This window comes from Kitasatospora aureofaciens, assembly GCF_019192735.1.
Taxonomy (GTDB): Bacteria; Actinomycetota; Actinomycetes; order Streptomycetales; family Streptomycetaceae; genus Kitasatospora; species Kitasatospora aureofaciens_A.
This window is the reverse complement of the sequence record NZ_JAHTKP010000028.1, coordinates 1-22,275: the sequence shown is the minus strand read 5'-3', so window position 1 is coordinate 22,275 and position 22,275 is coordinate 1. Positions and strand designations below refer to the sequence as shown.

Genomic DNA, 22,275 nt, shown 5'->3' with positions numbered 1-22,275 from the left:
GGCCCCGCGCGGCTACGACAGCCAGATCAGCCGGATGATCTCGATGACGAGACCCCCCACACTGATGTACTCGGCCGCCGTCCGGCGGCCCAGCGCCCGGGAGTGCTCGCGCAGCTCCTCGGTCAGCCTGTCGATCGCCGCGACGAGCGTCTCATCGCGGTGCTCCACCGCCGGCTCCTGCTCGGGCTGTTCGCCGTTGCCAGTGCCGTCGTGTTCGGGTAGTACATCACCCATGGTGGAGCGCCTTTCTCCTGTACCGGTACCAGGCCCGGCGGCGCCGAGCCTGGTGGGGCCGACACCGCCGAGGCGGCACCGGGCACCCGGCCGGGATGCCCGGTCGGAGAAGTGCTGAACGACAGCCTACCGGTGCCACGCTGACTGACCGTCAGCCCGAGGCCCCCTACTTGGTGCGTCCGGGCCTCTGCTCCGGGCCCTCAGGTCCACGCCGAAGGGCGGCCCGGCCTGAGTGGCTGGTACCGCCCTTCGGCGTGCTCGGTGTTCTACGCGGCGACCGGGTGGTGCTCGGCGCAGGCCTCGATGGTGATTGTGCGGGCGGTGAGCTACTTCCCGGGTCGTCCGAGCTGGTGGACGGTCCAGCCCGCCACGCGCCAGGGCTCGGGGTCGAGGATGGTGCGGCAGTCGATGAGCAGGGGGTTGGCGGGGCGGTCCGCGAGGGACTGGGGGTTGGCCTTCATGTACTCGGGCCAGTCGGTGGCCAGGACGACGAGATCGGCGCCGTCGAGCGAGGCGGGCAGGTCATCGGTGTAGTCGAGTTCGGGGTTGCGGATCATGGCCGTGGCCACGGCTTGCGGGTCGTGCACCGTGACGGTGGCGCCGACCTGCTGGAGCGCCTGGGCGAGGGCGAGAGCCGGGGATTCGCGGACATCATTGGTGCCGGGCTTGAACGCGGCGCCCCACACGGTGACCCCGGCGCCCTTGACGGGGCGGTCGCCCATGGCGCGGGTGATGAGGCCCATAGCGACGCTGACGCGCGTCTCGTTGATCTTCTCGGCGGCGAGCAGCAGGTTGGCGGCCTGGTCGGCGCCGAGCTGGCGGGCGGAGGCGGTGAAGGCGCGGACGTCCTTGGGCAGGCAGCCGCCGCCGTAGCCGATGCCGGGCTTCATGCCGCCGGCGCCGATCCGCGGGTCGATGCCCAGGATCTCCACGATCTTGGAGATGTCCCCGCCGGCGGCCTCGCACATGTCGGCCACCGCGTTGATGTACGAGATCTTCAAACCGAGGAAGGTGTTCGCCGCGCCCTTGGCGAGTTCGGCGGTCTGCGGATCGGTGACGAACAGCGGCACGCCGGCGTCCAGGATGCCCGCGTAGACCGCGCGGATCGCCTTCTCTCCCTCGGCGCTGGTGACCCCGGCGATGAGGCGGTCCGGGCGCAGGGTGTCCTCGACCGCGTGACCCTCGCGCAGGAACTCCGGGTTCCACACGACCTCGACACGCTCGCCGGCCGGGGCCAGGCGCTGGGCGAGAGCGGTGACCTGGACGGTGGTCCCGACCGTGACGGTGGACTTCCCGACGATCGTGCACGCCTTGTCGAGGTGGGGTGCGAGCTGGCGGATGGCGCCGAAGACCTGCGCGTTGTCGTAGGAGCGGCCGTCGGCGTCGATGGGCGTTCCGACGCCGATGAAGTGCAGCTCGGCGAAGTCGGCGGCCTCGCGAATGTCGGTGGTGAACCGCAGTCGGCCGCTCGCGGTGTGACGGGCGATCAACTCGGGCAGGCCGGCCTCGAAGATGGGGCACTCGCCAGCGTTGAGCCAGGCGATCTTCTCCCGGTCGACGTCCACGCCGATGACCTCGTGGCCGAGTTCGGCCATCGCCGCCGCGTGCGGGATGCCGAGGTGGCCACAGCCGATCACGGAAACACGCATGGAAGGTCCTTGTCTGGTCGGGGGCACACCGCTACTCGGTGTGCCCCCGACGCTACCGGTTTGGGGCAGTGGCCTTGAGTCAGGCCCGATGCCGATCAGAAGTTCGCTGTCGGGATGGGCTGGATCAGCCGCATCGCCCGCTCGTTGGCGGTGAAGCCGAGCGAGCTGTAGAGGTGTGCTCCGTCGTTGCTGGCGTTGAGGGTGATCAGGCCGCAGCCCTGCTCGGTGAGCCAGTCCACCAGGGCCTGCACCGTGGCTCGGGCACAGCCGCGCAGCCGGTACTCGGGGGCGGTGTAGACCGTGTGGATGTGGGCGTAGATGCCAGCGTGGTTGGGGCCGGGGATGGAGTGGGTGATGGTGGCGCAGGCGCAGGCCGCGAGTCCGCCGCGCGGGCGGTCGATGACGAACGCGGCGACCCGGTCCGTCTCGACGTGCTCGTGGAAGAAGGCTGTCAGTCTGCTGCTCCAGGCCCCGACCACGCCGGCGAGCTCGGTTGCCAGGCGGGCGAGCTCGGTGGCGTCGGCCGCGGTGGCGCGACGGGCTGTCAGCACTCGACTCCCAGGAGCTCGGCCAGGCGCCGCAGCGCCGGGATGGCCTCGGAGCGCACGATGACGTCGCCCTTGCGGGCGCCCTCGATCAGGTACTCCTTGTGGACCCCGTTCTCGGTGACGCCCTCGGTGTCCAGGAAGAACACCCGCAGCCCGCGCTCGCGGGCGCGCTTTTGGACGTCGCGCCGGTCGGCGTGGAGGCCGATCACCAGCAGGGCCTTGGCGTCGTCGGGATACTCCATGTGCGGCGTCTTCTGGTCGTACCTGCGCATGAACGCCTCGGGCACCCCGGTCCGGGCGAAGAGCCGGTCGAAGTTGTGGGTCGCGATCTTTCCGACCGCGTGGCCCGCGTCGTACAGGGCCTTCAGCACCCGGTGCGCCTCGGTCGGTTCCGCCTCGACCAGGGCGCGGAACATGCTCACCATGTCGCCGATCTTGCGCTCAGTGGCGGTCAGCATCTCCTGGACCAGGACGTCGGAGCCCGGCGACATGGTGAACTTGTAGCCCTGGGTGAGGTCGTTGCCCTTGCGGGCGGTGACCCGGTAGACCTCGTGCAGCCAGTGCAGCGGCTGGACGCCGGCCTCGATGCTGGTGCCGCACCCGGCCTCCACGACGAACGGCAGGTGCTGCAGCAGCCCCGAGAGGTCGTCGGCGTACTCGGGGGTGCCGCGCTCCTCCTTGACGCGCATCCCGCCGGCCAGCACGTCCCAGGGCAGGTTCCGCGACGCCCGGGCGAGCGCGTAGTCGATGGACTGGATCGTGACGTCGATCGACGTGAACCCCTCGGGGGTGTCGCGGCCGGCCCGCTCGTCCTGCGGGTGGACGGCGTGCTCGGTGACCATGGCGAACAGGTCGCCGAGCCGCCAGAGGTTGCCCCGGTCCCCGGCGGGCTTCCACCCGCCCTCGGCGAGCCACTTCTCCAGGTCGCGCCGGTGGGCGGCGATCTCGTCAGCCGGGGCCAGCCACGACACGTACAGGTACAGCTCCGCCAGCACCAGGCGGTCCATCGGCTGAGTCTGGTCGAGGTCGTAGTGGAGCCGGTAGTGGACGACGCGGCGCCGCCCGTTCTCGTCCTCGCTCCACCCGGACTGCTCGGCGTTGCGCGGGTCCTGGGTCCGCCGCCAGATTCCCTCCTCGGTGGACGGGCGGCGCCCGCCAGCCTCGGGCGAGAAGTGTTCGGCCCACATGCGGGACTGCTCGGGGGTCAGGGAGTCGATCACGGAGTACGGCAGAAGCACGATGCCTCCTTGGGGCGTCGGCCGGGTGGGGCCCGGCTGGTCGTTTCAGTTCAGGGCGGTGACCGCGCCGGTGAGCGCGGTGGTCAGGAAGTCGAGGTCTTCGTCCGTCGAGGTCAGCGGCGGGGCGACGACCAGGCCCTCGCTGCGCGGCTCGCCGGCGCCGGTGAACGGGTAGAAGAACACCCCGCGCTGCTCGGTCTGCCGCAGCAGGGGCCACAGCAGGCCGGGCGCGAGTTCCACCCCGTACAGGTGGCCCAGGCCCCTTACCTCCCGCACACCGGGCAGATCGGTCAGGGACCGCAGGGACGCGCCGAGCCGCTCGCCACGGGCCCGGAAGGCGTCGTGGTCCATCGCCTCCAGCTCGTCCAGGACGCCGAGGCAGGCCGCCGCCATGAGGGGGTGGGCTGCCATGGTGCCCATCGCGGGCAGCGGGTCCGCGTCGGCGTGGCGGATCAGCGGGGCGATCTTGGGCGACGCCAGCACCGCGGCCACCGGGGTGTAGCCGGCGCCCAGGCCCTTGGACAGGATGACGATGTCCGGCTCGCAGCCGTCCCAGTGCCGACTGGCCAGCGGCGTGCCGGTGCGCCACAGCCCGGTCAGCACCTCGTCGTGGATCACCAGGACGTCCCGCTCCCGGCAGATCTCCCCGACCCGGCGCAGGTAGCCGTCGGGCGGCACGAAGGCCCCGCCGGTGGTGCCGTTGACCGGCTCCAGCAGGACCGCGGCGACGTGCTCCGCGCCCCTGCTGTCGATCGCCTTCGCCACCTCGTCGGCGCACGAGGCATCGCACACCTGCCCGTCGCCGTGGCCGTGGGTGGGCGGGTACGGCGCCGGGAACGCCGGGCCAAGGCCCATCGCGTCCTCGGGTCGGGGCCGGCGGGCGTGGTTGCCGGCCAGCGCGAGGGTGAGCGCGCTCATCCCGTGGTAGCTCAGGTCGGACGTCAGGATGTCCCCGCCCCGCTTCCCGCCGCGCACGCGCGCGATGTTGCGGGCCAGGCCGATGGCGACCTCCACGCCGAGTGTTCCGCACGTGACCAGCGCGACGGAGTCCTGCGGTCGGCCAACGGCGCGGCACAGACGGTCCATCAGCTCCAGCTGGATGTGGGGCTGGACAACGGCGGCGCCCCCGAACGAGTACGCCTGGAACTGCTGCTCGATGCGGGCGAGGACCCGCGCGCTGCTCTGCCCGACGTTGGCGGTGAGCATTCCGCTCGATCCGTCGAAGATCCTGGTGCCGTCGGCACGGTGGAGCCAGGGCCCGCTCGCGGACACCACCTCGAAGTCCGGCAGCGACCGGGTCGAGGTCAGCAGCCGTCCGCGCTGGGGCAAGTACCGATCCACGGGGGAAGTCCCTTCTTGAGTGTTCTCACTGGGCGGTTGGGAAGTGCGAGCCGGTCAGTGCCCGCCCCTGCCGCATCCGCAGGTCGGCCAGCGGGCCGACGGGTGGAGATCCTGCGCGCGCACGTCGTCCGGATCGACGGTGGCGGTGCCGGAGTCGTCGTAGGTCTCGCCCGCCGCGTCGACCTTGTAGGTGCGGATTGTCAGGCCCTGCCGGCGCTTCTCCAACGGGACGAAGTCGGAGCCGGTCATCGCATGCTCCGGGCCCGGCGTAGCCGGGTCTTGCGCCGGACCTCTCCGATCTGCCACAGCACCAGCGCGCGCTTGTGCGCTCGCGTCACGCCCGCGCTGGCAGTGGCCGAGGTACGGCGGGGCGGTGGTTGGTCGGCTGCGACGGGCATGACGGGCCTCCTCGAAGGTCGGGGAAGCCGCCCGGCACGTTTCCACGGGCGCCGAGGGGGATCGGTATTCCTCGCGCCGAGCGGCTTACGCACAGTCAACTGGCGGGTACAGCACGAGAGAAGCTGCCAAGCTGTAGGCCCGTATAGACCCGAGTAGGCCAGGGCATAGACCAGGAATAGGCCAGAGAGGGGAGCGCGTTGCCGGGCGACGCCGAGATCGGAAACATGATCAGGGCCGCACGCGAGGCCCTCAACTGGAACCGGCCAAGGCTGGCCCGTGAACTGGGGATCGCCGAAGGGCGCGGCCCCAAGGGCTTAGGCCAGGATTCGGTGTACCGGTGGGAGACCGCCAGGCGCACGCCGGACTACTGGATGCCGTGGCTCGTGCAGGTGCTCAAGCTGGACCCCAGCGCCGCGTTGGGCGGCCAGAACAACAAGGTCATCGGCGGCGAAGGGACGGATGAGCCTGTGGAACGTCGGGAGTTTCTGGGAGTCGGTGCAGCGGCGTGGGCAGCGATGCTCTCGCCGGCGGCGGTAGCCGGTGGACAGCGGATCGGCACCGCCGATGTACGCAACATCAAGGACCGGGTGGCCGACCTGCGCCGGCTGGACGACTACACCGGAGGGGCGGCCACCAGGCCGCTCGCGCTGACCGAGGTGGCGCGGGTCGAGAATCTGACGACCGGCTCGTTCACCGCGGCGAACGGCCGCGCGCTGCTGTCGTCCTTCGCCGAGCTGTGCCAGTTCAGCTCGTGGACGGCCTTCGACGCCGGGCATCACCAGGAAGCGCGCCAGCTCGCGCTGAAGGCGGTGAAGGCAGCGAACCAGGCAGGTGACCGGGTGCTGGCGTCATCAGCGCTCTCCGAACTGTCCTACCTCACCGCCTCCTCCGACAACCCGGGCGAGTCGGTACAGATGGCGCGGGCCTCCCTGGTGAACGCGCCGGTAGCGGAACTACCGGCGATGGGCGTTGTCCTGGCCGACCGTCTCGCCTGGGCATGCGCCCGCACCGGCGACGCCGCTGGTGTCGACCGCGCTCTCGGGATGGCCGCGCAGTTCCACGATCAGCGCGACCACGCGAAGGTCGAAGAACCGGACTGGGTGTACTGGATCAACCGCGAGGAATCCCGCATCATGGCCGGCCGCTGCTGGGCACAACTGCATCAGCCGCAGCGTGCGGTACCCATCCTGGAACAGGTCACCGCGCCGTACGACGAGACCCACGCCCGCGAAGTGGCCCTCTACCTGTGCTGGCTGTCCGGCTCCTACCTGGACGCCGGGGAGATCGACCAGGCGCGCACCACCGCCTCCCGGGCCGCCGCGCTGGCGACGAACACCGCCTCCCCCCGCACCGACCGCTGGGTCACCGGACTCGCGGAACGCCTGCGCCCGCACGGCGGAATCCCCGCCTACGCCTGACCCCGGAGACGACGAAGCCCCTGGTCGCCGCGGTGAGCGGCAGCGGGGGCTTCGGCGTGCTGGCGCGCAGAGCGACTCTCGCGGCAGAGGGCGCGTCAGGGCGCCTGCGTGGCCGTGGCGATGCGGTCGGCGTAGGCACGGTAGGCCTTGCGCCCGGCCGGGGTGGAGCCGTCGCCGGCAAGGGCGGCGCACTGCTTCAGCGCCACCTGGTGCAACGTGAGTGGGGCGTTGACGCGTACCGAGTAGCCCTGTCCGCGGCGAATCGTCCGGCCGCCGGCCAGCGGCCTGCGCCCGCCTGGGGGCGACGGCTGTGGTGATCAGCTACGCCAGAACCACAGGGCGCAACCAAAAGAGGTGGTGTCGGCGGAAACCGACACCACCTCTGGCGCGTGTCCGTGCTGCTTGGGCCCCGGGCTACTTGCTGCGCCCGCGCCTCTGCTCCGGCCCCTCGGGACCACGCCGCGGGGCGGCATGGCCCGCATCGGCCGCGGGCGCACCGGGCGCGGTGGGATTCGGGCGGCGGACGGTGGTGCTGCGCGAGCGGGCAAGCGCGGCGGAGGGACGGGCAGGTCCGAGCCGGGCGTTGGCGGCGGGAGTGAGCAGCGGACGAGCCTGTTCCTCGATCGCCGCGAGACGGGCCGGCCACTCGCCACCCAGGGCGCGGCTGAACTCGCGCAACTGGAGCTGCGTCTTCACGAAGCCATTGCTCTCGGCGTCCGACAAAGGCCGCGCCCGCTCGTCCTCCACGCCCCTGCGGAGGGCTGGCGCGCTGATCCAGATTCCCGTCTGGTCAAGGGAGTTGCTGTAGCGGGGCTTTCCCTCGCCGCGGCGGTAGACGCTGGCCAGGTCGACCAGGGCGCCCGCGTCGACGCGTTCCGCCAGTTCCAGGATGCCTTGAAAGGACTCGTCGGCGTTGGCCTGGACGGTGAGCCTCCCCTGCCCGCGGTCGGCGAGCTGCTCGAAGTAGCGGTTGACGATGCCCTGATCGCTCAGGGCCTTCGGCACGCCCATGAAGAGGCCTTCAAGGCGCGCTCCGGCGTCCCGGTAGGCGCGCATCTTCTCCTCTACGGCCGGGGCGTTCTGGGAGGTCTCCTGGATGATCGCGTGCAGGCCGTGGTCGCGGACGTACTGCTCGGCCTGCGCCATCCATGCCCGGCCGTCGGCGCGGGTGTACGCGGCCATCAGCGTGTCATCACGCGCCATCAGCTCGGCATAGGCCGGGTGGTACGGCTTGTACAGGTCGCTGTCGATGTCCGCGAAGCCCCCGTGCTGGTTGAGCTTGGCGGCCACCATCTCCGTTACCCGGCTCTTGCCCGCACCGGGCTGCCCGATCAGGACGACCACGGTCGGCGTCTCCTGTAAGGCACGTCCCGCGAGGAGGTCGGGCACGATCCGCTCGCGGAAGATCTGCTGGTTCTGCTCTTCGGGGAGGCGGTAGCGCTCGACCTCTGCCGGATCGATCACGCGATCCGCCCCAGCACCTCACGGGCGAGCCGCGCGTAGCCGGCGCGGGCCGCGGCGATCTGCTCGCGGTCGCTGGAGCGAAGCGCCTCGCGCTCACGGGCGAGCCGGGACTGCGCCGCCCGGGCCTCGGCGATGACCGCCTCGTCCGGCGCCGACTTGGCCTCCTCGGAGGCAATGAGCGCGCTGTAGGCGCCGACCGCGCCGTTGACCGCCTCGATCGCCGCCTCGTACGCGGCCGTCTCCTCGTTGGACCACTCGTGCGGGCCCAGCTGGTCGGTGATGGAAATGCCGTTCGGCATGTCGTCCCCCTTCTGCATTCTGTTGATCATTGTGATGGGCGCTTCGCGGACCGCGCTCGTCTTTGTGGGGCCCTACCTGACTGCCAGGCAGGGATTCGCTTTGGCAGGCAGGTTGGTGGCGTCCACATTGGTAGTCAGTCGTTGGCCGGTTGGTGGGTGGCGCAGTGCCGAACGGTGGCAGTGGCCGGCACCGTCTGCCAGCCGGTGCCGGCCGAGCAGTGGCAGGCCGGACAGGCGACGAAGAGCAGCTCCAGGTCGTCCACGGCGGAGCGGGTCGGCTGCTTGAGCGGTTGTCCGCAGCAGGCGAGGCTGTCGAGGTCGCCGACGGCGACGACCTCGGGGAGGCTGGCGAGGGTGGTGTCGTTCATGTCGGTCTCCTTCGGGTGGTCATCAGGCCAGCCGGTGGGGGGCGGTCAGCTTCCCGCCTACTGGTCGGCCTCGGCGTCGAAGCGGGTGACGGCAGCGCGAAAGACGGCGGCGACGTGATCGTCGGCCAGCTGGTAGCCGAGCGCCCGCTGGGGACCGGCCACCTCCGAGTTGTAGACGGCCTCGATCGGCTTGACCGTGGCCTCGGGCCACCAGCCGTTGCGGACACCACGTTTGAGGGCCTGGGTGATGGCGGCCGTGTGCCCCTGAAGGCCCTTGCCGTCGGCGGTACGGAGGTGCTCGGCGTCCACCCAGCCGCCGCCGGCGGCGGCGAGGCGGATCACGGTGGCGGCCCGGGTGGGCAGCTCGCGCAGCAGGCGCAGGGCGCGCTCTTCGGTCCAGGCCGGGTCGAGGCTTTCAGTGGTGAGCGCGCCGGGGTGCTCCGCGAGGAGGTCGAGAAGGCGGTGGGCGATCTCGGGCGAGGCGTCTTCGATGTGCACGGTGATTCGCATGATCCACTCTCGATGAGTCCGACATGACTAACGTCGAAAGGATGTCGGATAGAACCTAGCGCGCGGACCGGCCTGCCGTCCACATGAATCTGACGTCAACTTAGATGTTCGGCTCATGTTGGTCTCATCGGGCGCTGCTCCCCGGATGTCGATCTCGGGGACATCGCACGGACTGAGGCCATGTCAGCTATTATCGGCGGCTAGGTAAACCTAATCGCTGATAAGACTCCTTACCGGAGGTTTCAAAGTGGGACAAACGAGCGACCCCTCGCAGAGCCCTGCCGGGCGTCCTCGGAGCGAGGACAACGAGCCTGCTCGCCACCGCTGCGACCGAGCACGAGAGGAAGGAGAACGATGGGGCTGAACCCCAACGGCCACCCCCGCGGGCTCCCGGCCGTCGGCGGCGAGTTGGTGGTCCGCGCGGACGGGCAGATCGTCGCCGACGTCTCCGAGTGGACCGACGCCGACCACCAACTGACCGAGCGCACCCGCGAGAAGCTGCGCGCCGCGGTCCCGGCCGAGACGTTCCGCGCCTACCAACGGTGGTGGCGCCTGGCCGCGACGTGGTGCGCGAGCGAGGGCCGGGTCCCGCTGCCGATGACCCCCGCCACCCTCACCGAGTTCGTGCGGGTCCTCACCGACACCATCAGCGACCGCACCGGCCGGCCGTACTCCGTCGCCTCCCTCGACCAGGCCGTCGCGGCCGTCCGCGCCGTCCACACCCAGGCCGGATGGGACGGCATGCCCGGCACCACCGAGGCCCGCACGCTGATCCGCGACCACGGCGCGCAGCTCGCCGACGACGGACGCACCGAGAAGCAGTCCGCGATCGTCACCGCCGACCAGGCCCTCGACGTCGCCGAACGCTGCGACCCCGCCACGCTGGCCGGCGCCCGCGACCGCGTCCTCATCAGCTTCTCCTTCGCGGCCTGGACCCGCCGCTCGGAGCTCGCCGCGCTCACCCTCGCCGACGTCCGTGTGTCCACCGACCCGGAGAGGCCCGGCGTCTACGTCCGGTTCAGGAGGTCCAAGACGGACCAAGCCGGGAAGGGCACGGAGAAGCTGCTGCCCGCGCGGGGCGGCGACGCGCTGTGCCCGCTGGCGGCGTACCGGACCTGGCGGACGATGCTCGCCGAGCGCGGCATCACCTCCGGCCGGCTGCTGCGCGGCGTCTACCAGGCCCGCACCCCGGCCCGGCAGATCACCGACTCCATCGCCCCGCGCACCGTCAACGACATCTCCAAGCGCCTGGTCGGCGCCGCCGGGTACGCCGTGGACGAGCAGGGCCGCGAGTTCACCGCCCACGGCTGGCGGGCCAGCGGGCGCTCGGCGGCCCGGAAGGCCGGCGCCTCCAAGGAGAGCGCAGACCGGCACGGCCGCTGGAGCGCTAAGACCAACACCGGCGACCGGTACGAGCGCGACCGCGGCGAGTACGCCGACCACCCCATGGCCAGGGTCGCCGCCCAGCAGGCCAGGGAGGCGGCCGAGCGCCGGACCGAGGCCGCCGGGGCCCCGGCCGAGACCCCGGTCGAGGGCTCGCCCCTGGTCCAGGTCCACGACCCCGGCCAGAACTCCGGCCAGCTGGCCATGCCCATCCGATGAACTGCCCTTACACCCCGGAGGACTTCACGATGAGTCGCAGCACGCAGGCGTTCCAGCTCGGCCGGCACCTGTCGGAGAAGACCGGCGTCCGGGTCGAGCTGGTCTACGACAGCGGCGCACGGTGGCTGGTGCAGTGGCCGGACGGCCCGACGCTGGATGAGATGCGCGACCTGGTCGACCGGACCATCGCCGCGCACCCGCGCCACTTCGGCCTGCTCGCCGACCGGCAGCTGAGCGTCTCCCGGATGGACTCCGTGCGGGCCTGGGCCGCCCGCGCGGTCGCCGCCCGCCGCGACGGCTCCCTCGCCACCGAGGTCGCCCGCGACGTCGCCCGGCGCCGCGAACTGGGCCTCACCCCGCCCCGGCTGGGCAGGGCCGAGCCGAAGCGCGAGGAGTACTACGCGCTCCTCAACCACATCGAGCGGCTGGTCAACAGCACCTCCTACCCGGAACGGCCCGACGAGGAGGCCGACGTGCCGGTGATCGAGCAGTTGCTCACCGCCGGGCGGCGCGACGAGTACAAGATGGCGGACATCCTGGTCAACGAACTGCTGGCCCCCGAGGCCAGCGCTGCCCCCGCCCTGCGTGCCGTGAACACGCCCACCAGCAACCAGTCTTGAGAGAAGCCGACATGTCGGCGTGGATTTCCACGCCTTCTCCAACGAGCCGCCCGGGCCGCTCGATCCGGGGGCGGCTACTGCTCGCTGGCCTTCTGGGCGTCGGGCGCGACCTTGCGCAGCCGCTCGGCGGCCTGCAGCAGCCGGGACTTCTCCACCATCACCGTGCCGTAGGCGTCGTCGATGGACGGGATGAGGTTGGCGCCTTCGTGGAGCAGCTGCGCGAGCGCCTCGATGGCGCGGGCGACGTCCTTGATCCCGCCGTCCAGGTCGCCGCTGGACGTCAGCCGTTCCTCGGCGCGGGCCAGCAGGTCGTCCGGCTCCAGGCCGCCGCGGTCGAACTCGGCTCCGGCGTCCTGGTGGTGCTCGGCGACGACCGTGGTCAGGCCAAGGGCCGGACGCATCCGGTGCGTCCCGTCGGGGTTGTCCGAGTCGACCGGCTCGGCGCACGGGGTGAGGTGGGCGACGACGCTGTGCACCGGGTCCTCGATCGGGCCCGGGCGGCTGACGGCGTGGTCGGAGAGGAAGAGCGGGGTGTCGCCCGGCAGGGCGGCCAGGATCTCGGCGAGCTCCCCGGTGGTGGTCACCGCGCGGGGCGCGGGCAGCCCCTGCCTGAACCGGGCGGTCGCGGTCTCGGCCTCGGCGAGCAGCTCTTCCTTGGACGGCTCGGTCATCGCTCGTTCTCCTGCGAGTCGGGGCCGGCCGCCGTCTGCGGCTCGGCGGGCTGGGCGATGATCCGCGCGGCCAGCTCGCGCTGCTTGGCCGCCCGCGAGTGGTGCTCGTCGGCGAGGGTCGGCTCCAGCTGGGCGAGGCGCTCGTACGCCTCGGCGCTGTGGATGTGGGTGTCCGCCCACCGCCGGAGCGCGGCGGCGCGGGCCTGCTGGTCGTCCAGCGCGGTGAAGGTCGCGTTGTACGCGTCGGTGCCCTCCCGCTGCAGTTCGGTCAGGCGGATCCGCAGCAGCCACGCCTCGGAGCGCTCGGCGTCGGCGGCCTCCTGTTCGACGGTGTTGCGCGGGTCGAGGGCGGCCAGGCCCGAGGTGATGGCGAACTTCTCGTCCGGGTACAGCTCGGCGAACCACTGGTCCAGGGTCTGGGCCAGGTGCGCGCTGCCGAATCGGCTGGGGTGGCGGCGGTGCAGCAGGGTCCAGGAGCCCACCACGGTCCCCCACCGCTCGTGGGCGGTCTGCTTGGTGGTGCCGGCCGCCGACCCGATGTCAGCCCAGCTGGCGCCGCGCTCGCGCTCGACGACGACGGCCCGCTGCACGACCAGGTCGGCCAGGTAGCGCAGGTGCAGCGCGTCCTTGAGGAACGTGCCGGGCTCGGCGGCGACGGTCCGGGGCTTGAGCGGGAAGTCCTGCAGGATGTCGTGCGCCAGTTCGCTGAGCGCGTCCGAGTGCGCCACGTACGCCTCGTCCAACGGCGTCAGCCGGGCGTAGCCGGGCGCCGTGATGGGGTTCTCCGGAGTCTCTGGCATGCCGTCAGGATAGACCTGACGGCAGCAGATCGTCAGGGAAAACCTGACGGAGGGGCGTGCCGGGCGCCGCCACCGACCCGCGGGCGGTGCGCGGTGTCGGACCGCACCGAAGAATTCAGTAGCGCGTGAAAGACTTCAGTAGGTTCTTCACTACGGCACCGAACAGTTCGGGCAGGTCGAGGTGGCTCCTGCCGCCCGCCAGTCACACATCACACGCCCGTCGAAACCTAGGGAGAATGCCCAAGCATGGGACACGTGGTAGATGACATCGAGAAGTACGGGCGCGCCGTGGAGGACGGCGAGATGACGTTGCAGGAGGCCGTGTCGGCGCTGGTCGCCGCCAGCAAGGGGGGCCTGGCCCCGCTTGGAGCCGCTGACCTCTTGGCGAACTGGAGGACCGACCGCTCCGAGTATGCGGAGGTGGCCCCCGATGTTCTGCCCAAGGACCCCGACGAGCACCTGGCGTTCGTGAAGCAGTACGGCGAGCGGTCCCGGGCGAGGATCGCTGACCTCGACTTCGCGATGAAGAACGGCATCATCCCCGCCCGGCTCCAGGACTGACCGGTAGGGGTAACGGTTTGAAGACGGGGTCTTCAGCGTCCGCTGCACTGAACTCTTTCGTGCAGCCAACATGACCGGGTCCACCGCACGGAACGTTTCAGTGGCCAGGTCGCAGCCGTGCCGACTGAAATCTTCGGTGCGGCCCGACACGCGGCTTCTTGGAGCCGTGCCAGCGTCCGACCTCGGCCTTCGGCGCCAGGACGAAGTACACGACCAGGCGGGCCGGGAGTATTCGGCGCCGCCGCTCGGCTCTCCCGTGCTCGGCTATCACCGCGTCGACCACCTCCGGCGTGCACACCTGAGCCAGCAGGAGCGGCAGAGCGAGGAGGCCGACGTCGTGATCGAGCAGCTGCTCGCCGCCGGAAAGCGCGACGAGTACGCGATGGCAAACATCCTGGTCAACGAACTGCTGGCCCCGAGACCGGCACCGCCCCCGCCTTGCGTGCCGTGGACACCGCCGCCTCCTCCGACCAGACTTGAGAGGCCCGGAGTCTGGCCGGGAATGCTGCCGAATTGCACGGCAACAACGATTCCGCCTCCAGGTCGCTGTCGTGGTCAGTCGGTTTGCCGCAGGGCTTTGAGGACCAGGGGGCGGGACATCGCGCCGTGGACCCGCTCGGCAAGATCGTTGGCGCTGGTGCCGGTTGCCTTCTTCTCGGCACGGAGTGCGGCGCCTAGCACGGCTCTGGCCTTGTCCACCTTGGCGAGCGCATCGAGGACCCCTTGGGCGGCAGCATCGGTGGCGGTGGTCAACGGGTTGACCACTTTGCTGGGCTCCCGGTCTTCGGCCGCCTCACCAGGTTCGACCTGCTGGTGGTCAACGGCTTGACCAGTGGTGGCAGGTGCGCCCAGGTACGGGCTGGACAGGTCCAGGACCTCCTGCTGCCATGGGGCTGGCAGCGGGTAGCCGATGGACTTTGGGTCGGCCAGGCCGCGGTTGACCTCGTCGCGGTCGAACATCGCCGGGTTGTACCTGTGTAGGCCCCACTCGCGCAGTTCGCGGTATCGGGGCCCGCTGCGGCTCCGGATTGCCCGCAGAGTGCGCTCGTAGCCCAGCGGCCCGCCGCAGTCCTCGGGCGGGCAGGCGCGGGCGCCGGCGCTGCACCGCGGGTAGTGGGTGTTCGGGGCGGGCCGGTGGATCTTCTCCACCACGATGTGGTGCACCCACTCGTCGCCGAAGTCGTATACGTAGCCAGCGCCGTCGCCGACCGCGGGCATCAGCTGCGCGACGGTGTAGGCCGAGGCCGGGTGGCCGTTGTGCCCGTACTGCTCCCACTTGGCGCCGAACTGGTATAGGTGTGCATCGTCCCAGCCCATGGTGGCTTGGATGAGGGCGTGCAGGCCGGACAGCGGAGTGTGCGAGTAGACGTGGATGCGTCGCCACACGACCGGTTCGATGTCCGGCATCGTCACTTTCAGCTGGTGCACGGTCTCCACGGGCATCACCGTAGCCCTGCTCGACCGCGCCGAGCAGCAGTAGCCCGCATTCGGCTCGTTCTACGCCCGAGGGGGGTGTCAGCTTGGCTGACACCCCCTCGGTGTGGTTGCTGCCTGGGGTACCCGGGCCGCTTCCGCGCCCGGACCTACCTCTGGTGTGGCTTTCGCCCGGGAGCTGGTGCGGTGGCGTCGCGCCGCAGGTGCGCGGGCTGCTGGCCGGCGCCGGAGGTGAGTTGCCTGGGCCTGGTGGCCGTGGTTGAGCGTGCTCGCGCGGCGGTACTGCTCGGTGCGGTCGCCAGCAACGGGGCGGCGAGGGAGCGGATGGTGGTCACTTCGGCGAGCACTGCGGCCCGGTCCGCTGCGGGGAGGGTCCGGGCCGCGGCCTCGGCGCGCTGGACGGTGAGCTGGAACGCCCGGGTCTCGGTGGCGTTCCAGGGGCGGTTGCGCTCGGCGGTGACAGCGGCGGCGGTGGCCGCCGGCTTCTGCCATGCGCCATCGGGGCCGAGGCTGTTGGAGTACACGACGGTGGCGTCGCGGCGCACCACGAAGACGTGCTCGGCCAGGCGCTCGGTGTCGATTGCGTTGCTGGAGCGCACCACGCCGTCGTAGCAGGCGTCGTGGATTGCCGGGTCGATGAACCGGCCGACCCCGAAGTCCTCGACCTGCTGGAGGTACCTGGTCAGGGCGCCGAGGCGGCTCAGGGCTGCGGGCGTGGCGACGATGGCGACCTCGATGCGGTGCGGGGTCAGGCCGTCGGGGCGGGCGGCGCGCATGCGCCGGACCGGGTCCTCGAAGTCACGCGGGTCCCGCATCGCCGACTCCCAAACGATGTCGAAGCGGTGCTGGAGGGCGTACGCCTCGCTGGCGTCCATCCACCGGTGCCCGTCGATGCTGGTGTAGGCGCCGGCGGTGATGTCGTCGGCGGCCATCAGGGCGGCGTGCATCGGGTGGTGGGGCTTGTAGGTGTCCAGGTTGATGTTGACCCAGGCGCCGCGCTGGTCGAGCGCACGCTGCACGAGGTCGGTGACGGCAGTCTTGCCGGCACCGGTCTGGCCGGCCACGATGACCGAGACCGGCTGCGCCTGCTCGGTGCCCTGGAGGTAGAGGCGCACGATGTCCTCGCGGAAGATGCGGTCGCTCTCGTCCGGGGGGAGGACGTACCGCTCCCGGTCAACGTCGCTCATCCGAGCAGCTCCTCACGCAGCCGGGGCAGCAGAGCCTTGCACTCGGCGCGGACCGCGGCGACGGCCTGGTGGTCGTCGGCGTGCAGGGAGCGCCGGCGCCTCTCCCACGCCTCCTGCTGCTCCTTCCAGGCGGTGATGGCAGGGGATTCGGGGTCGGTGGTGCGCTTGCGGGCGATCAGGCCGGCGTAGGCGCCGACGACGTGGTTGATGCCTTCAAGGGCGACCTCGTAGGAGATGCCTTCTTCGTGGGTCCAGGTGGCGGTGCCGAGGCCTCCGAGGACCGGGTCGTTGTTGACCATGATTCACTCTCCCAACGCCGTGGTGGGTTCGTCTGGCCCACCGTATGCCAAGAGAGTGACGAGTGACGATCAGTTAGTTACGAGTAGGCCGTCGGGCGCCGGGGGTGGCGAGAGGGTTGCTGCCTGGGGTACCCGGGCCGCTCCCGCGCAATGCCGTTGCTTTAGCCCGGCGCAGCGGTCGTGGCCGAGCGGGCTGACTTCGGCTTCTTGGAGCCGTGCCAGCGGCCGACCTCGGCCTTGGTCATGCCGGACCGGCTCCTCTTCTGGGGGAAGCGGCTGGGCGGCTTCTTCACCATCCGCGGCTGCTCGCGGCGCCGCCGGGCGGGCAGCAACCGGTGGCGGAGTTCCTCGCAGACCTCCACCAGGGCGTGCTGGAGACCGACGGCGGTGGCGGCGACCTGAGCGACGACGGTGCGGCGGATGACCCGTACAGCGGCCAGGTAGGAGACGCGGTCGGGATCGACAGCCGGGCCGCTGGTGGCGGCGGTGTGCATCACCTTGCGCAGCGCGTGGTGGACGGCGAGGAAGGCCCAGATCTCCTGGCGGATCCCGTCGGCGGTGCGGGAGCGGAGCGGGCCGGAGACGCCGAGGTGGTTCTTGATCTCATCGAACGCCATCTCGATCTCCCACCGCTGCCGGTAGAGGTTGACCAGTTCGACGGCCGGGTGCTGCTTCGGGTCGAGGAGGGTGGTGGCCAGCCACCAGGGCTTGCCGTCGACGGCGAACGGGATCACCCGGAACACCATCTCGGTGGGGAACGGGCGGCCAGCCTTCTTCGCCCGGAGCATGTTCTGCTTCCTCGGCCTGATCTCGGAGATGAACGTCCCGTCCGGCAGGTCGTGCTGCTTGCGGCCGAGCTTGTTGGACGGGAGCCGGGCCAACAGGTGGGCGCCCTGGACCGCGTGGAAGTCGCGGTAGAACGCCGAGCTCCAGAAGCCGCGGTCGGCGATGACCAGGTCGTCCGGGCCGACCGAGCGGGCGAGCGGCTCGGCCAGGCCGGGTTCGCCGTCGCGCCAGCCGCCGATCTCGGCGTCCACCACGGCGTGGGTGCCGACCTCGGCGAGCACCACTGCGCGGACCTGGGGGAAGCCGGTCGGTGTCCGGTCCTGGAGGCAGGGGCCGTCGAAGGTGGTGGCGTTGCTGTGGCTGTCCGGGACATCGATCTGCGTGCCGTCGATCGCGAGCAGCCGCAAACCGCACCAGAAGGCGCCCGGCGTCTCCGGGGTGGCCAGCGTGCCAGCGATGCTGCGGAACAGCGACTCCAGCGGCTCGGCCCCGAGCCGGGCGCGGGCCCGGCACAGCGAGGACTTGTTCACCCGCCGCAGCGCGGTGGTGCCCGGCAGGCCGGTCGCCAGCAGGCGGACCACCTCCTCGTACGACTCCCGCGCGAACAGGCACAGCGCCAGCACGAAGTACACGACCAGGCGGGCCGGGAGTATTCGGCGGCGCCGCTCGCCCCGGCCGTGCTCGGCTATCACCGCGTCCACCAGCTCCGGGGTGAACACCGTCGCGAGCACTCCCAGCCGCAGCCGGCGCCCCGGCCCCCCTCGAAGATCCACGCCCAGCCAACAGCTACAACCGACCGGAGGCAACGGCCTGGCCCGTGTGTCGCTGGCGCCAGGTTGGGGGCCACACGCCCGGGTAGCCTGGGCGCTCACCACGAACGGAGTTCTCCTGATGCCGAAGCCCGACGCCATCGTGTGCACGACTACCGGATGTGAGAGCGCCGCAGCAGTGCCTCAGGACCGTGACCATCGGCCGCTCTGGGCAGCCGGCTGGCGCTGGATCGGGTCCCAGAACCTGTTCTCCTGCCCGAACTGCCCGCCCCTACTCATCGAGGAGGACGGGGTGCACGTGGCTGGTCCTGGTCTGCACGGACAGCAGGTCACCGTCGGCTAAAGCAACGGCATTGCCGCTCCCGCGCCCGGGACCCAGGGCTGCGCGGCACTGCCCGGCGCGCAGCCCGAGCGCGACCTCGGCCCGCCGTACGCGCCGGACAGCACCACGCCTCGGTGTTCGCCGGGCCCGCCGTTGTCGGCTGAGCTATCCGACCTGCTGGCCTTCCTTCAGCGCTCTTCGCACGTTCGGTGGCAGGTCCGGGTGGGTGTGGAAGGGGTGGGCGGTGTCGAGCAGGATCTGCCAGAGCGTGTGGGCGGTGTCTTCGTCGGGTTGGTCGCCGAGGAGCTCGCCCTCCAGGTGGTAGGCGGCGGCTTCCGCGGCCTGGCCGAGGGCGCGTACGACGTGGAGCAGTTCGACGGTGTCGGGGGTGTCGTGCTGTTCAACGGGGATGCGTTGCAGGAGGTGTTGTGCGCCTTCCTCGGCGCGGGCCTGGACGAAGGCGGCTGTCGCGCGGACGGTGCTGGCGGCCGGCAGTGGGGGCCGGCCGGTGGTGACGTAGGTCATGCGCGCGAGCGTAGCCGCCGGGGGCGACTACGCTCGCGGGTTTCTGCGGTGGGCGCCGAGCGACCCGCAGGGCATCAGGCCGCGGCGGGATGCTGGCAGCTCAACTCGGTGTCAACGTGGACCCGCTGGCCGGCCGCCCGCCGATAGAGTCAGCGCCCATGACTGACAACGACGTTGAGCCCTCCCCCGGCCCCCGGCCAGCGCGCTGGACCGACCTGATCGCCCCCCTCGGCCGCTCCGTCGAGACCGGCGAGAAGACGCTGGCCGCCGCGGTCGACGAGCTGCTGGCCGCCTGCGAGCCGGGCGACCTCACCCGCCCCGGGGCAGCCGAGCTGATCGGCGACTGGGAGCACGCCACCGCCCAGTACGAGGCGATCTACGCCAGGGCGCCTTACATGCTCGGCGTCTTCTCCGACGCGGCGGCCGCGGTGCCCTCGATGGAGCAGGAGATGACCGAGGCGTTCCACGGCCTGGCCGCCCTGGTCAACGGTCGCACCCTGCACCCCTCCGCCTCGGCGCTGTGGCCACCGGAGGAGCAGTGGTTCCACGACGTCTGGGAGGACGCGATCGACCAGATGCCCGAGGCCGACTGGCCGGTGCTGGCCCGGCTGCGCCCCCTCAGGATCTTCCACGGGACGCTGCTGCTGGAGGCCGACGACCAGGACGCCAAGCAGGCGATCGACAAGGGCGGCCCCGACCCGCTGCGGCTGCGCCTGCAGGTGACGCTGAACGCCGCCGCCGAGCCCGGCTCGCCCCAGATCACCGCGCTGGGTGCCGCCCTCGCCCCGGATGCCGTGTTCGAGCGTCGCCAGGCCGGCCGGTCGGGCGAGAGCCCCCGGCCGAGGAGTACCAAGGTGCGGGCTCTGCTTGGAAGCACTGAGCCGAAGGCACAGCATTGAAGATCAGCAAGGACAGGGGCAAATGGGACACCACGCGCCTATGGGCATAAAATCTTGCCATTGGCAGACTGGTTGTCTGGGAGGCCCCCATGGCCACGAGCTCAGTCGACGGCTACGGCGCGAACGAATGGGACCAACTCGTCCATCGAGGCCAGAGGCTTGTCGCCTCTGAGGGCTCATCCCAGTTCGCACTGGGTGACATCGGCTTGGAGATGGTCCCACTGCCCCCCAAGGGCAGACGGCCGCCGATGAAGGCATACAAGCTGCTTGCGACGTACGCCGAAGAGGTAGGTCTCGAAAGCGAGCGCTTCGAAGAGTATCGACTCGTCGCCGGAGCGTGGCCGAAGAAGGAGCGCGCCAAGAACGTGTGCTGGACGGTCCACTCCATCCTGGCTCACCGGCATGACCGGTTCGAGATGGTTAAGGACCCGCCGATTTACAGACGAACTGGCGAGCGCCGGTGGACCTGCGACGGCGCGCACCGGGCCCTGGGATGGAAGACCCAGGTACCCGAGACCATGGAGGAGAAGGTCAGGCAGATCGAGGATCTCCTGGATGACGAAACCGCTGTAGAAGTGGTCGAGCGGGCAATGCGCCGCCCAGAGGTGGTCAAGCGCGTCGCGGCGAGCCCCCAGGTGCGGGAGACCTTCAATCGCGCCCAGGCCAGCGAGATCCGTGAAGCCCGAGAGGAGACCCGGAGGCGCCCCGAGGTTCAGAGGCTGAACGAGCAGCAGGAGGTGCTGACCGTCCTCGGCCTGTGCTCCGCCTTCGCTAGCGGCATCGGAAGGACCTTGCCCGGTCTTCACCTCGCAGAGCTGTCTGAAGATGCCCAGGACTCCATCCGCGAGGGTCTCGGTCGGGTCAAGGCGGCGGTCGAGTGGACCGAACACGTCCTAGAAACCGGGCGTACCGACATGGACGCCGCGCTGGAGCGTCTGATCGCCGGAGAGTCGTAAGACGGCTGGAAGAGTCCCCGGCGCAGAGGAGACACAGGAAAAGAGAAGATCAACAAAGCTGGAAGAGTGCCAGGAAGCCGGCCGAGTAAGCAGCTCTTCCAGGCGGGGGCGAGGAGACGAGAATCATGACCGCTCACCAGCGCCCCGAGTTCTTGGCGCGGAGCGTGTTCGACGCCCTGCAGAGCGCAGGCTCCCGGGGACTCACGTTCGTCGAGCTCATGGAGGTAACCGGCCTTACGGCACACCAGGTGCGTCACGGCCTGAGCGTCCTGCGAGAGGCCCTGCCCGGAATGACGGGCACAGATGCGGTGTACACATACGACCCGCATGGGCATGTGTACCGAACGGCCTACCTTCCAGACATAGCCGAGGCATACGAGCTGATGCGCCTCAGCGCTGAGGCGACCCGCAGCTATCGAGTTCTCACCGGAACCGTCCTCCCACACGCTCGGCAGTCCCGAGCCAAGCAGCTCAGGATGCTCAAACGCCACCTGCAACTGGTCGTCGACGAAGCCAAAGACATCCTCGAACCTGCCTGAGGAGATCGTCTCTCCGAGCGATCGCCGGGATGCGAGCAGGGGAACGTGCTGGTTTCGCAGAGGGGTCCCACCATGGAGCCGTACGAGCCGGACGAACTCGGGGTGCCGTTATAACGACCGTGTCATGAGCCGCAAACGGGCTTCTGGCTACTCGGCGGCCGTGATGCGGGTGGCGTAGACCCGGTGGGCCTTTCGCTCAGCCGGGCTGGCCGTGTCGGCGGCGAGGGCGGTGCTCTGCTGCAGTGCCGCGCGGTGGAGTTCGAGCGGGGCGGCGAGGCGGATCGTTATCTGGGGTGCTCAGGAGCCGTAAGGCACGTAAGGCAAGTGGGCCAGCAGCATCTGGATCTGGGCGTCCGTCAGATCGGGCAACGGCTCATCGGGGATATCCATGGCCGCGAGGCTACTGGCCGGCCACGCGAGGTGTCCCCACTTCCGAGGAACGGTTGACAGGACCACGAGCTGACCACCCTGCCAACGGCCCTGGTCAACCTCCTACGACGCCTTAGCGTTCAATCGTGGAGGAATACCAGTACGAGACCCCAAGAAGGCACGGGGCTGAGCGGAGGTCCGTTCTGCCCGCCCGGGCGGCCGGGCGTACGGTGAAGACATGGCCGAGGCCACTGTGGGTCCTCCGGGCGACGCCGGGACGGGTCAGGACGTGCGCAGGTGCGTGCACTGCGGCAAGCCGCTGCGGACGCGCGGTTCCTTGGTTATCTGGGGTTGTCAAGAAACTTGGCTGGTCAACAGGATCTAGAGCTTTCAGTTACATGAGGCACGTTGGAGGGGCGTGATCTCACTCGGCTGCGGTTGCGGCCGTGAGACTCTGATCCCATGAC

At 70.6% G+C, this 22,275-nt stretch carries 26 protein-coding genes; 7 read left to right on the top strand and 19 right to left on the bottom strand.

All coding sequences use genetic code 11. The features are described from left to right. Window positions 1–12: 12 nt before the first annotated feature. From KV557_RS24580 to KV557_RS24550, 7 genes are all read right to left on the bottom strand, one after another. Window positions 13–234 (bottom strand): hypothetical protein, encoded by a 222-nt coding sequence (locus KV557_RS24580; RefSeq protein ID WP_218203640.1) that lies wholly within the window; start codon window positions 232–234, stop codon window positions 13–15. 326 nt (window positions 235–560) lie between these two features. Next, complete coding sequence (locus tag KV557_RS24575) at window positions 561–1,883, bottom strand: UDP-glucose dehydrogenase family protein (protein ID WP_218203639.1); 1,323 nt, start codon at window positions 1,881–1,883, stop codon at window positions 561–563. A 95-nt stretch (window positions 1,884–1,978) separates the two neighbouring features. Further along, window positions 1,979–2,434 carry a GNAT family N-acetyltransferase gene (locus KV557_RS24570; RefSeq protein WP_218203638.1) on the bottom strand — a complete coding sequence of 152 codons (456 nt, stop codon included), beginning with the start codon at window positions 2,432–2,434 and terminating at the stop codon, window positions 1,979–1,981. Next, window positions 2,428–3,669 carry a hypothetical protein gene (locus KV557_RS24565; protein WP_218203637.1) on the bottom strand — a complete coding sequence of 414 codons (1,242 nt, stop codon included), beginning with the start codon at window positions 3,667–3,669 and terminating at the stop codon, window positions 2,428–2,430. Before KV557_RS24565 ends, KV557_RS24570 begins: the two co-directional genes overlap by 7 nt. Window positions 3,670–3,714: 45 nt before the next feature. Then, window positions 3,715–5,010, bottom strand: a complete 1,296-nt coding sequence (locus KV557_RS24560; protein WP_218203636.1) for an aminotransferase class III-fold pyridoxal phosphate-dependent enzyme — start codon at window positions 5,008–5,010, stop codon at window positions 3,715–3,717. A 54-nt stretch (window positions 5,011–5,064) separates the two neighbouring features. Further along, the gene (locus KV557_RS24555) at window positions 5,065–5,259 is read right to left on the bottom strand and encodes a hypothetical protein (protein WP_218203635.1); all 195 of its coding nucleotides are present in this window, start codon (window positions 5,257–5,259) and stop codon (window positions 5,065–5,067) included. Continuing rightward, window positions 5,256–5,408: a hypothetical protein gene (locus KV557_RS24550; protein ID WP_218203634.1), complete on the bottom strand. Its 153-nt coding sequence runs from the start codon at window positions 5,406–5,408 to the stop codon at window positions 5,256–5,258. The genes KV557_RS24555 and KV557_RS24550 overlap by 4 nt, the downstream gene beginning before the upstream one ends. A gap of 198 nt (window positions 5,409–5,606) precedes the next feature. On the opposite strand from KV557_RS24550, the gene KV557_RS24545 reads away from it, so the two are divergent. Next, window positions 5,607–6,827, top strand: coding sequence for a helix-turn-helix domain-containing protein (locus KV557_RS24545; protein ID WP_256177903.1), 1,221 nt, complete (start codon window positions 5,607–5,609; stop codon window positions 6,825–6,827). Between the two features lie 414 nt (window positions 6,828–7,241). On the opposite strand, the gene KV557_RS24540 is transcribed toward KV557_RS24545, so the two are convergent. From KV557_RS24540 to KV557_RS24525, 4 genes are all read right to left on the bottom strand, one after another. Next, window positions 7,242–8,291, bottom strand: a complete 1,050-nt coding sequence (locus KV557_RS24540) for a zeta toxin family protein (RefSeq protein WP_218203633.1) — start codon at window positions 8,289–8,291, stop codon at window positions 7,242–7,244. Continuing rightward, window positions 8,288–8,590: a hypothetical protein gene (locus KV557_RS24535; protein ID WP_256177902.1), complete on the bottom strand. Its 303-nt coding sequence runs from the start codon at window positions 8,588–8,590 to the stop codon at window positions 8,288–8,290. Before KV557_RS24535 ends, KV557_RS24540 begins: the two co-directional genes overlap by 4 nt. A gap of 134 nt (window positions 8,591–8,724) precedes the next feature. Continuing rightward, complete coding sequence (locus tag KV557_RS24530; protein ID WP_218203631.1) at window positions 8,725–8,958, bottom strand: hypothetical protein; 234 nt, start codon at window positions 8,956–8,958, stop codon at window positions 8,725–8,727. Window positions 8,959–9,015: 57 nt separating this feature from the next. Then, window positions 9,016–9,468, bottom strand: a complete 453-nt coding sequence (locus KV557_RS24525) for a hypothetical protein (RefSeq protein WP_218203630.1) — start codon at window positions 9,466–9,468, stop codon at window positions 9,016–9,018. 354 nt (window positions 9,469–9,822) lie between these two features. On the opposite strand from KV557_RS24525, the gene KV557_RS24520 reads away from it, so the two are divergent. After that, window positions 9,823–11,070: a hypothetical protein gene (locus tag KV557_RS24520; RefSeq protein ID WP_218203629.1), complete on the top strand. Its 1,248-nt coding sequence runs from the start codon at window positions 9,823–9,825 to the stop codon at window positions 11,068–11,070. A gap of 29 nt (window positions 11,071–11,099) precedes the next feature. Then, the gene (locus KV557_RS24515) at window positions 11,100–11,690 is read left to right on the top strand and encodes a hypothetical protein (RefSeq protein ID WP_218203628.1); all 591 of its coding nucleotides are present in this window, start codon (window positions 11,100–11,102) and stop codon (window positions 11,688–11,690) included. Between the two features lie 74 nt (window positions 11,691–11,764). On the opposite strand, the gene KV557_RS24510 is transcribed toward KV557_RS24515, so the two are convergent. Both KV557_RS24510 and KV557_RS24505 read right to left on the bottom strand, forming a co-directional pair. Continuing rightward, window positions 11,765–12,361 (bottom strand): hypothetical protein, encoded by a 597-nt coding sequence (locus tag KV557_RS24510; RefSeq protein ID WP_218203627.1) that lies wholly within the window; start codon window positions 12,359–12,361, stop codon window positions 11,765–11,767. Then, window positions 12,358–13,161, bottom strand: a complete 804-nt coding sequence (locus KV557_RS24505) for a hypothetical protein (RefSeq protein WP_218203626.1) — start codon at window positions 13,159–13,161, stop codon at window positions 12,358–12,360. The genes KV557_RS24510 and KV557_RS24505 overlap by 4 nt, the downstream gene beginning before the upstream one ends. Before the next feature lie 246 nt (window positions 13,162–13,407). Between KV557_RS24505 and KV557_RS24500 the strand changes: the two genes are divergently transcribed. Then, window positions 13,408–13,722 carry a hypothetical protein gene (locus KV557_RS24500; protein WP_218203625.1) on the top strand — a complete coding sequence of 105 codons (315 nt, stop codon included), beginning with the start codon at window positions 13,408–13,410 and terminating at the stop codon, window positions 13,720–13,722. Window positions 13,723–13,819: 97 nt separating this feature from the next. Here the strand turns inward: KV557_RS24500 and KV557_RS24495 are convergent, their stop codons facing one another. The 6 genes from KV557_RS24495 to KV557_RS24470 all read right to left on the bottom strand — a co-directional run bounded on the left by KV557_RS24495 (window position 13,820) and on the right by KV557_RS24470 (window position 19,045). Then, window positions 13,820–14,020, bottom strand: coding sequence for a transposase domain-containing protein (locus tag KV557_RS24495; RefSeq protein ID WP_308130055.1), 201 nt, complete (start codon window positions 14,018–14,020; stop codon window positions 13,820–13,822). A 257-nt stretch (window positions 14,021–14,277) separates the two neighbouring features. Next, entirely contained in the window at window positions 14,278–15,159 is an 882-nt protein-coding gene (locus KV557_RS24490) for a plasmid pRiA4b ORF-3 family protein (protein ID WP_218203624.1), read from the bottom strand. 146 nt (window positions 15,160–15,305) lie between these two features. Continuing rightward, window positions 15,306–16,343: a zeta toxin family protein gene (locus tag KV557_RS24485; protein ID WP_218203623.1), complete on the bottom strand. Its 1,038-nt coding sequence runs from the start codon at window positions 16,341–16,343 to the stop codon at window positions 15,306–15,308. Then, on the bottom strand, window positions 16,340–16,642 hold the full coding sequence (locus KV557_RS24480; RefSeq protein ID WP_218203622.1) for a hypothetical protein: 303 nt from the start codon (window positions 16,640–16,642) through the stop codon (window positions 16,340–16,342). Before KV557_RS24480 ends, KV557_RS24485 begins: the two co-directional genes overlap by 4 nt. A 161-nt stretch (window positions 16,643–16,803) precedes the next feature. Then, window positions 16,804–18,201, bottom strand: a complete 1,398-nt coding sequence (locus KV557_RS24475; RefSeq protein WP_218203621.1) for an IS4 family transposase — start codon at window positions 18,199–18,201, stop codon at window positions 16,804–16,806. A 484-nt stretch (window positions 18,202–18,685) separates the two neighbouring features. Further along, on the bottom strand, window positions 18,686–19,045 hold the full coding sequence (locus tag KV557_RS24470) for a hypothetical protein (RefSeq protein ID WP_218203620.1): 360 nt from the start codon (window positions 19,043–19,045) through the stop codon (window positions 18,686–18,688). Window positions 19,046–19,203: 158 nt separating this feature from the next. Between KV557_RS24470 and KV557_RS24465 the strand changes: the two genes are divergently transcribed. The 3 genes from KV557_RS24465 to KV557_RS24455 all read left to right on the top strand — a co-directional run bounded on the left by KV557_RS24465 (window position 19,204) and on the right by KV557_RS24455 (window position 21,439). After that, window positions 19,204–19,944, top strand: coding sequence for a hypothetical protein (locus tag KV557_RS24465; RefSeq protein ID WP_218203619.1), 741 nt, complete (start codon window positions 19,204–19,206; stop codon window positions 19,942–19,944). 89 nt (window positions 19,945–20,033) lie between these two features. Next, window positions 20,034–20,900 (top strand): DUF6192 family protein, encoded by an 867-nt coding sequence (locus KV557_RS24460; RefSeq protein ID WP_218203618.1) that lies wholly within the window; start codon window positions 20,034–20,036, stop codon window positions 20,898–20,900. A gap of 125 nt (window positions 20,901–21,025) precedes the next feature. Then, window positions 21,026–21,439 carry a hypothetical protein gene (locus tag KV557_RS24455; protein WP_218203617.1) on the top strand — a complete coding sequence of 138 codons (414 nt, stop codon included), beginning with the start codon at window positions 21,026–21,028 and terminating at the stop codon, window positions 21,437–21,439. Window positions 21,440–22,275 lie beyond the last annotated feature (836 nt).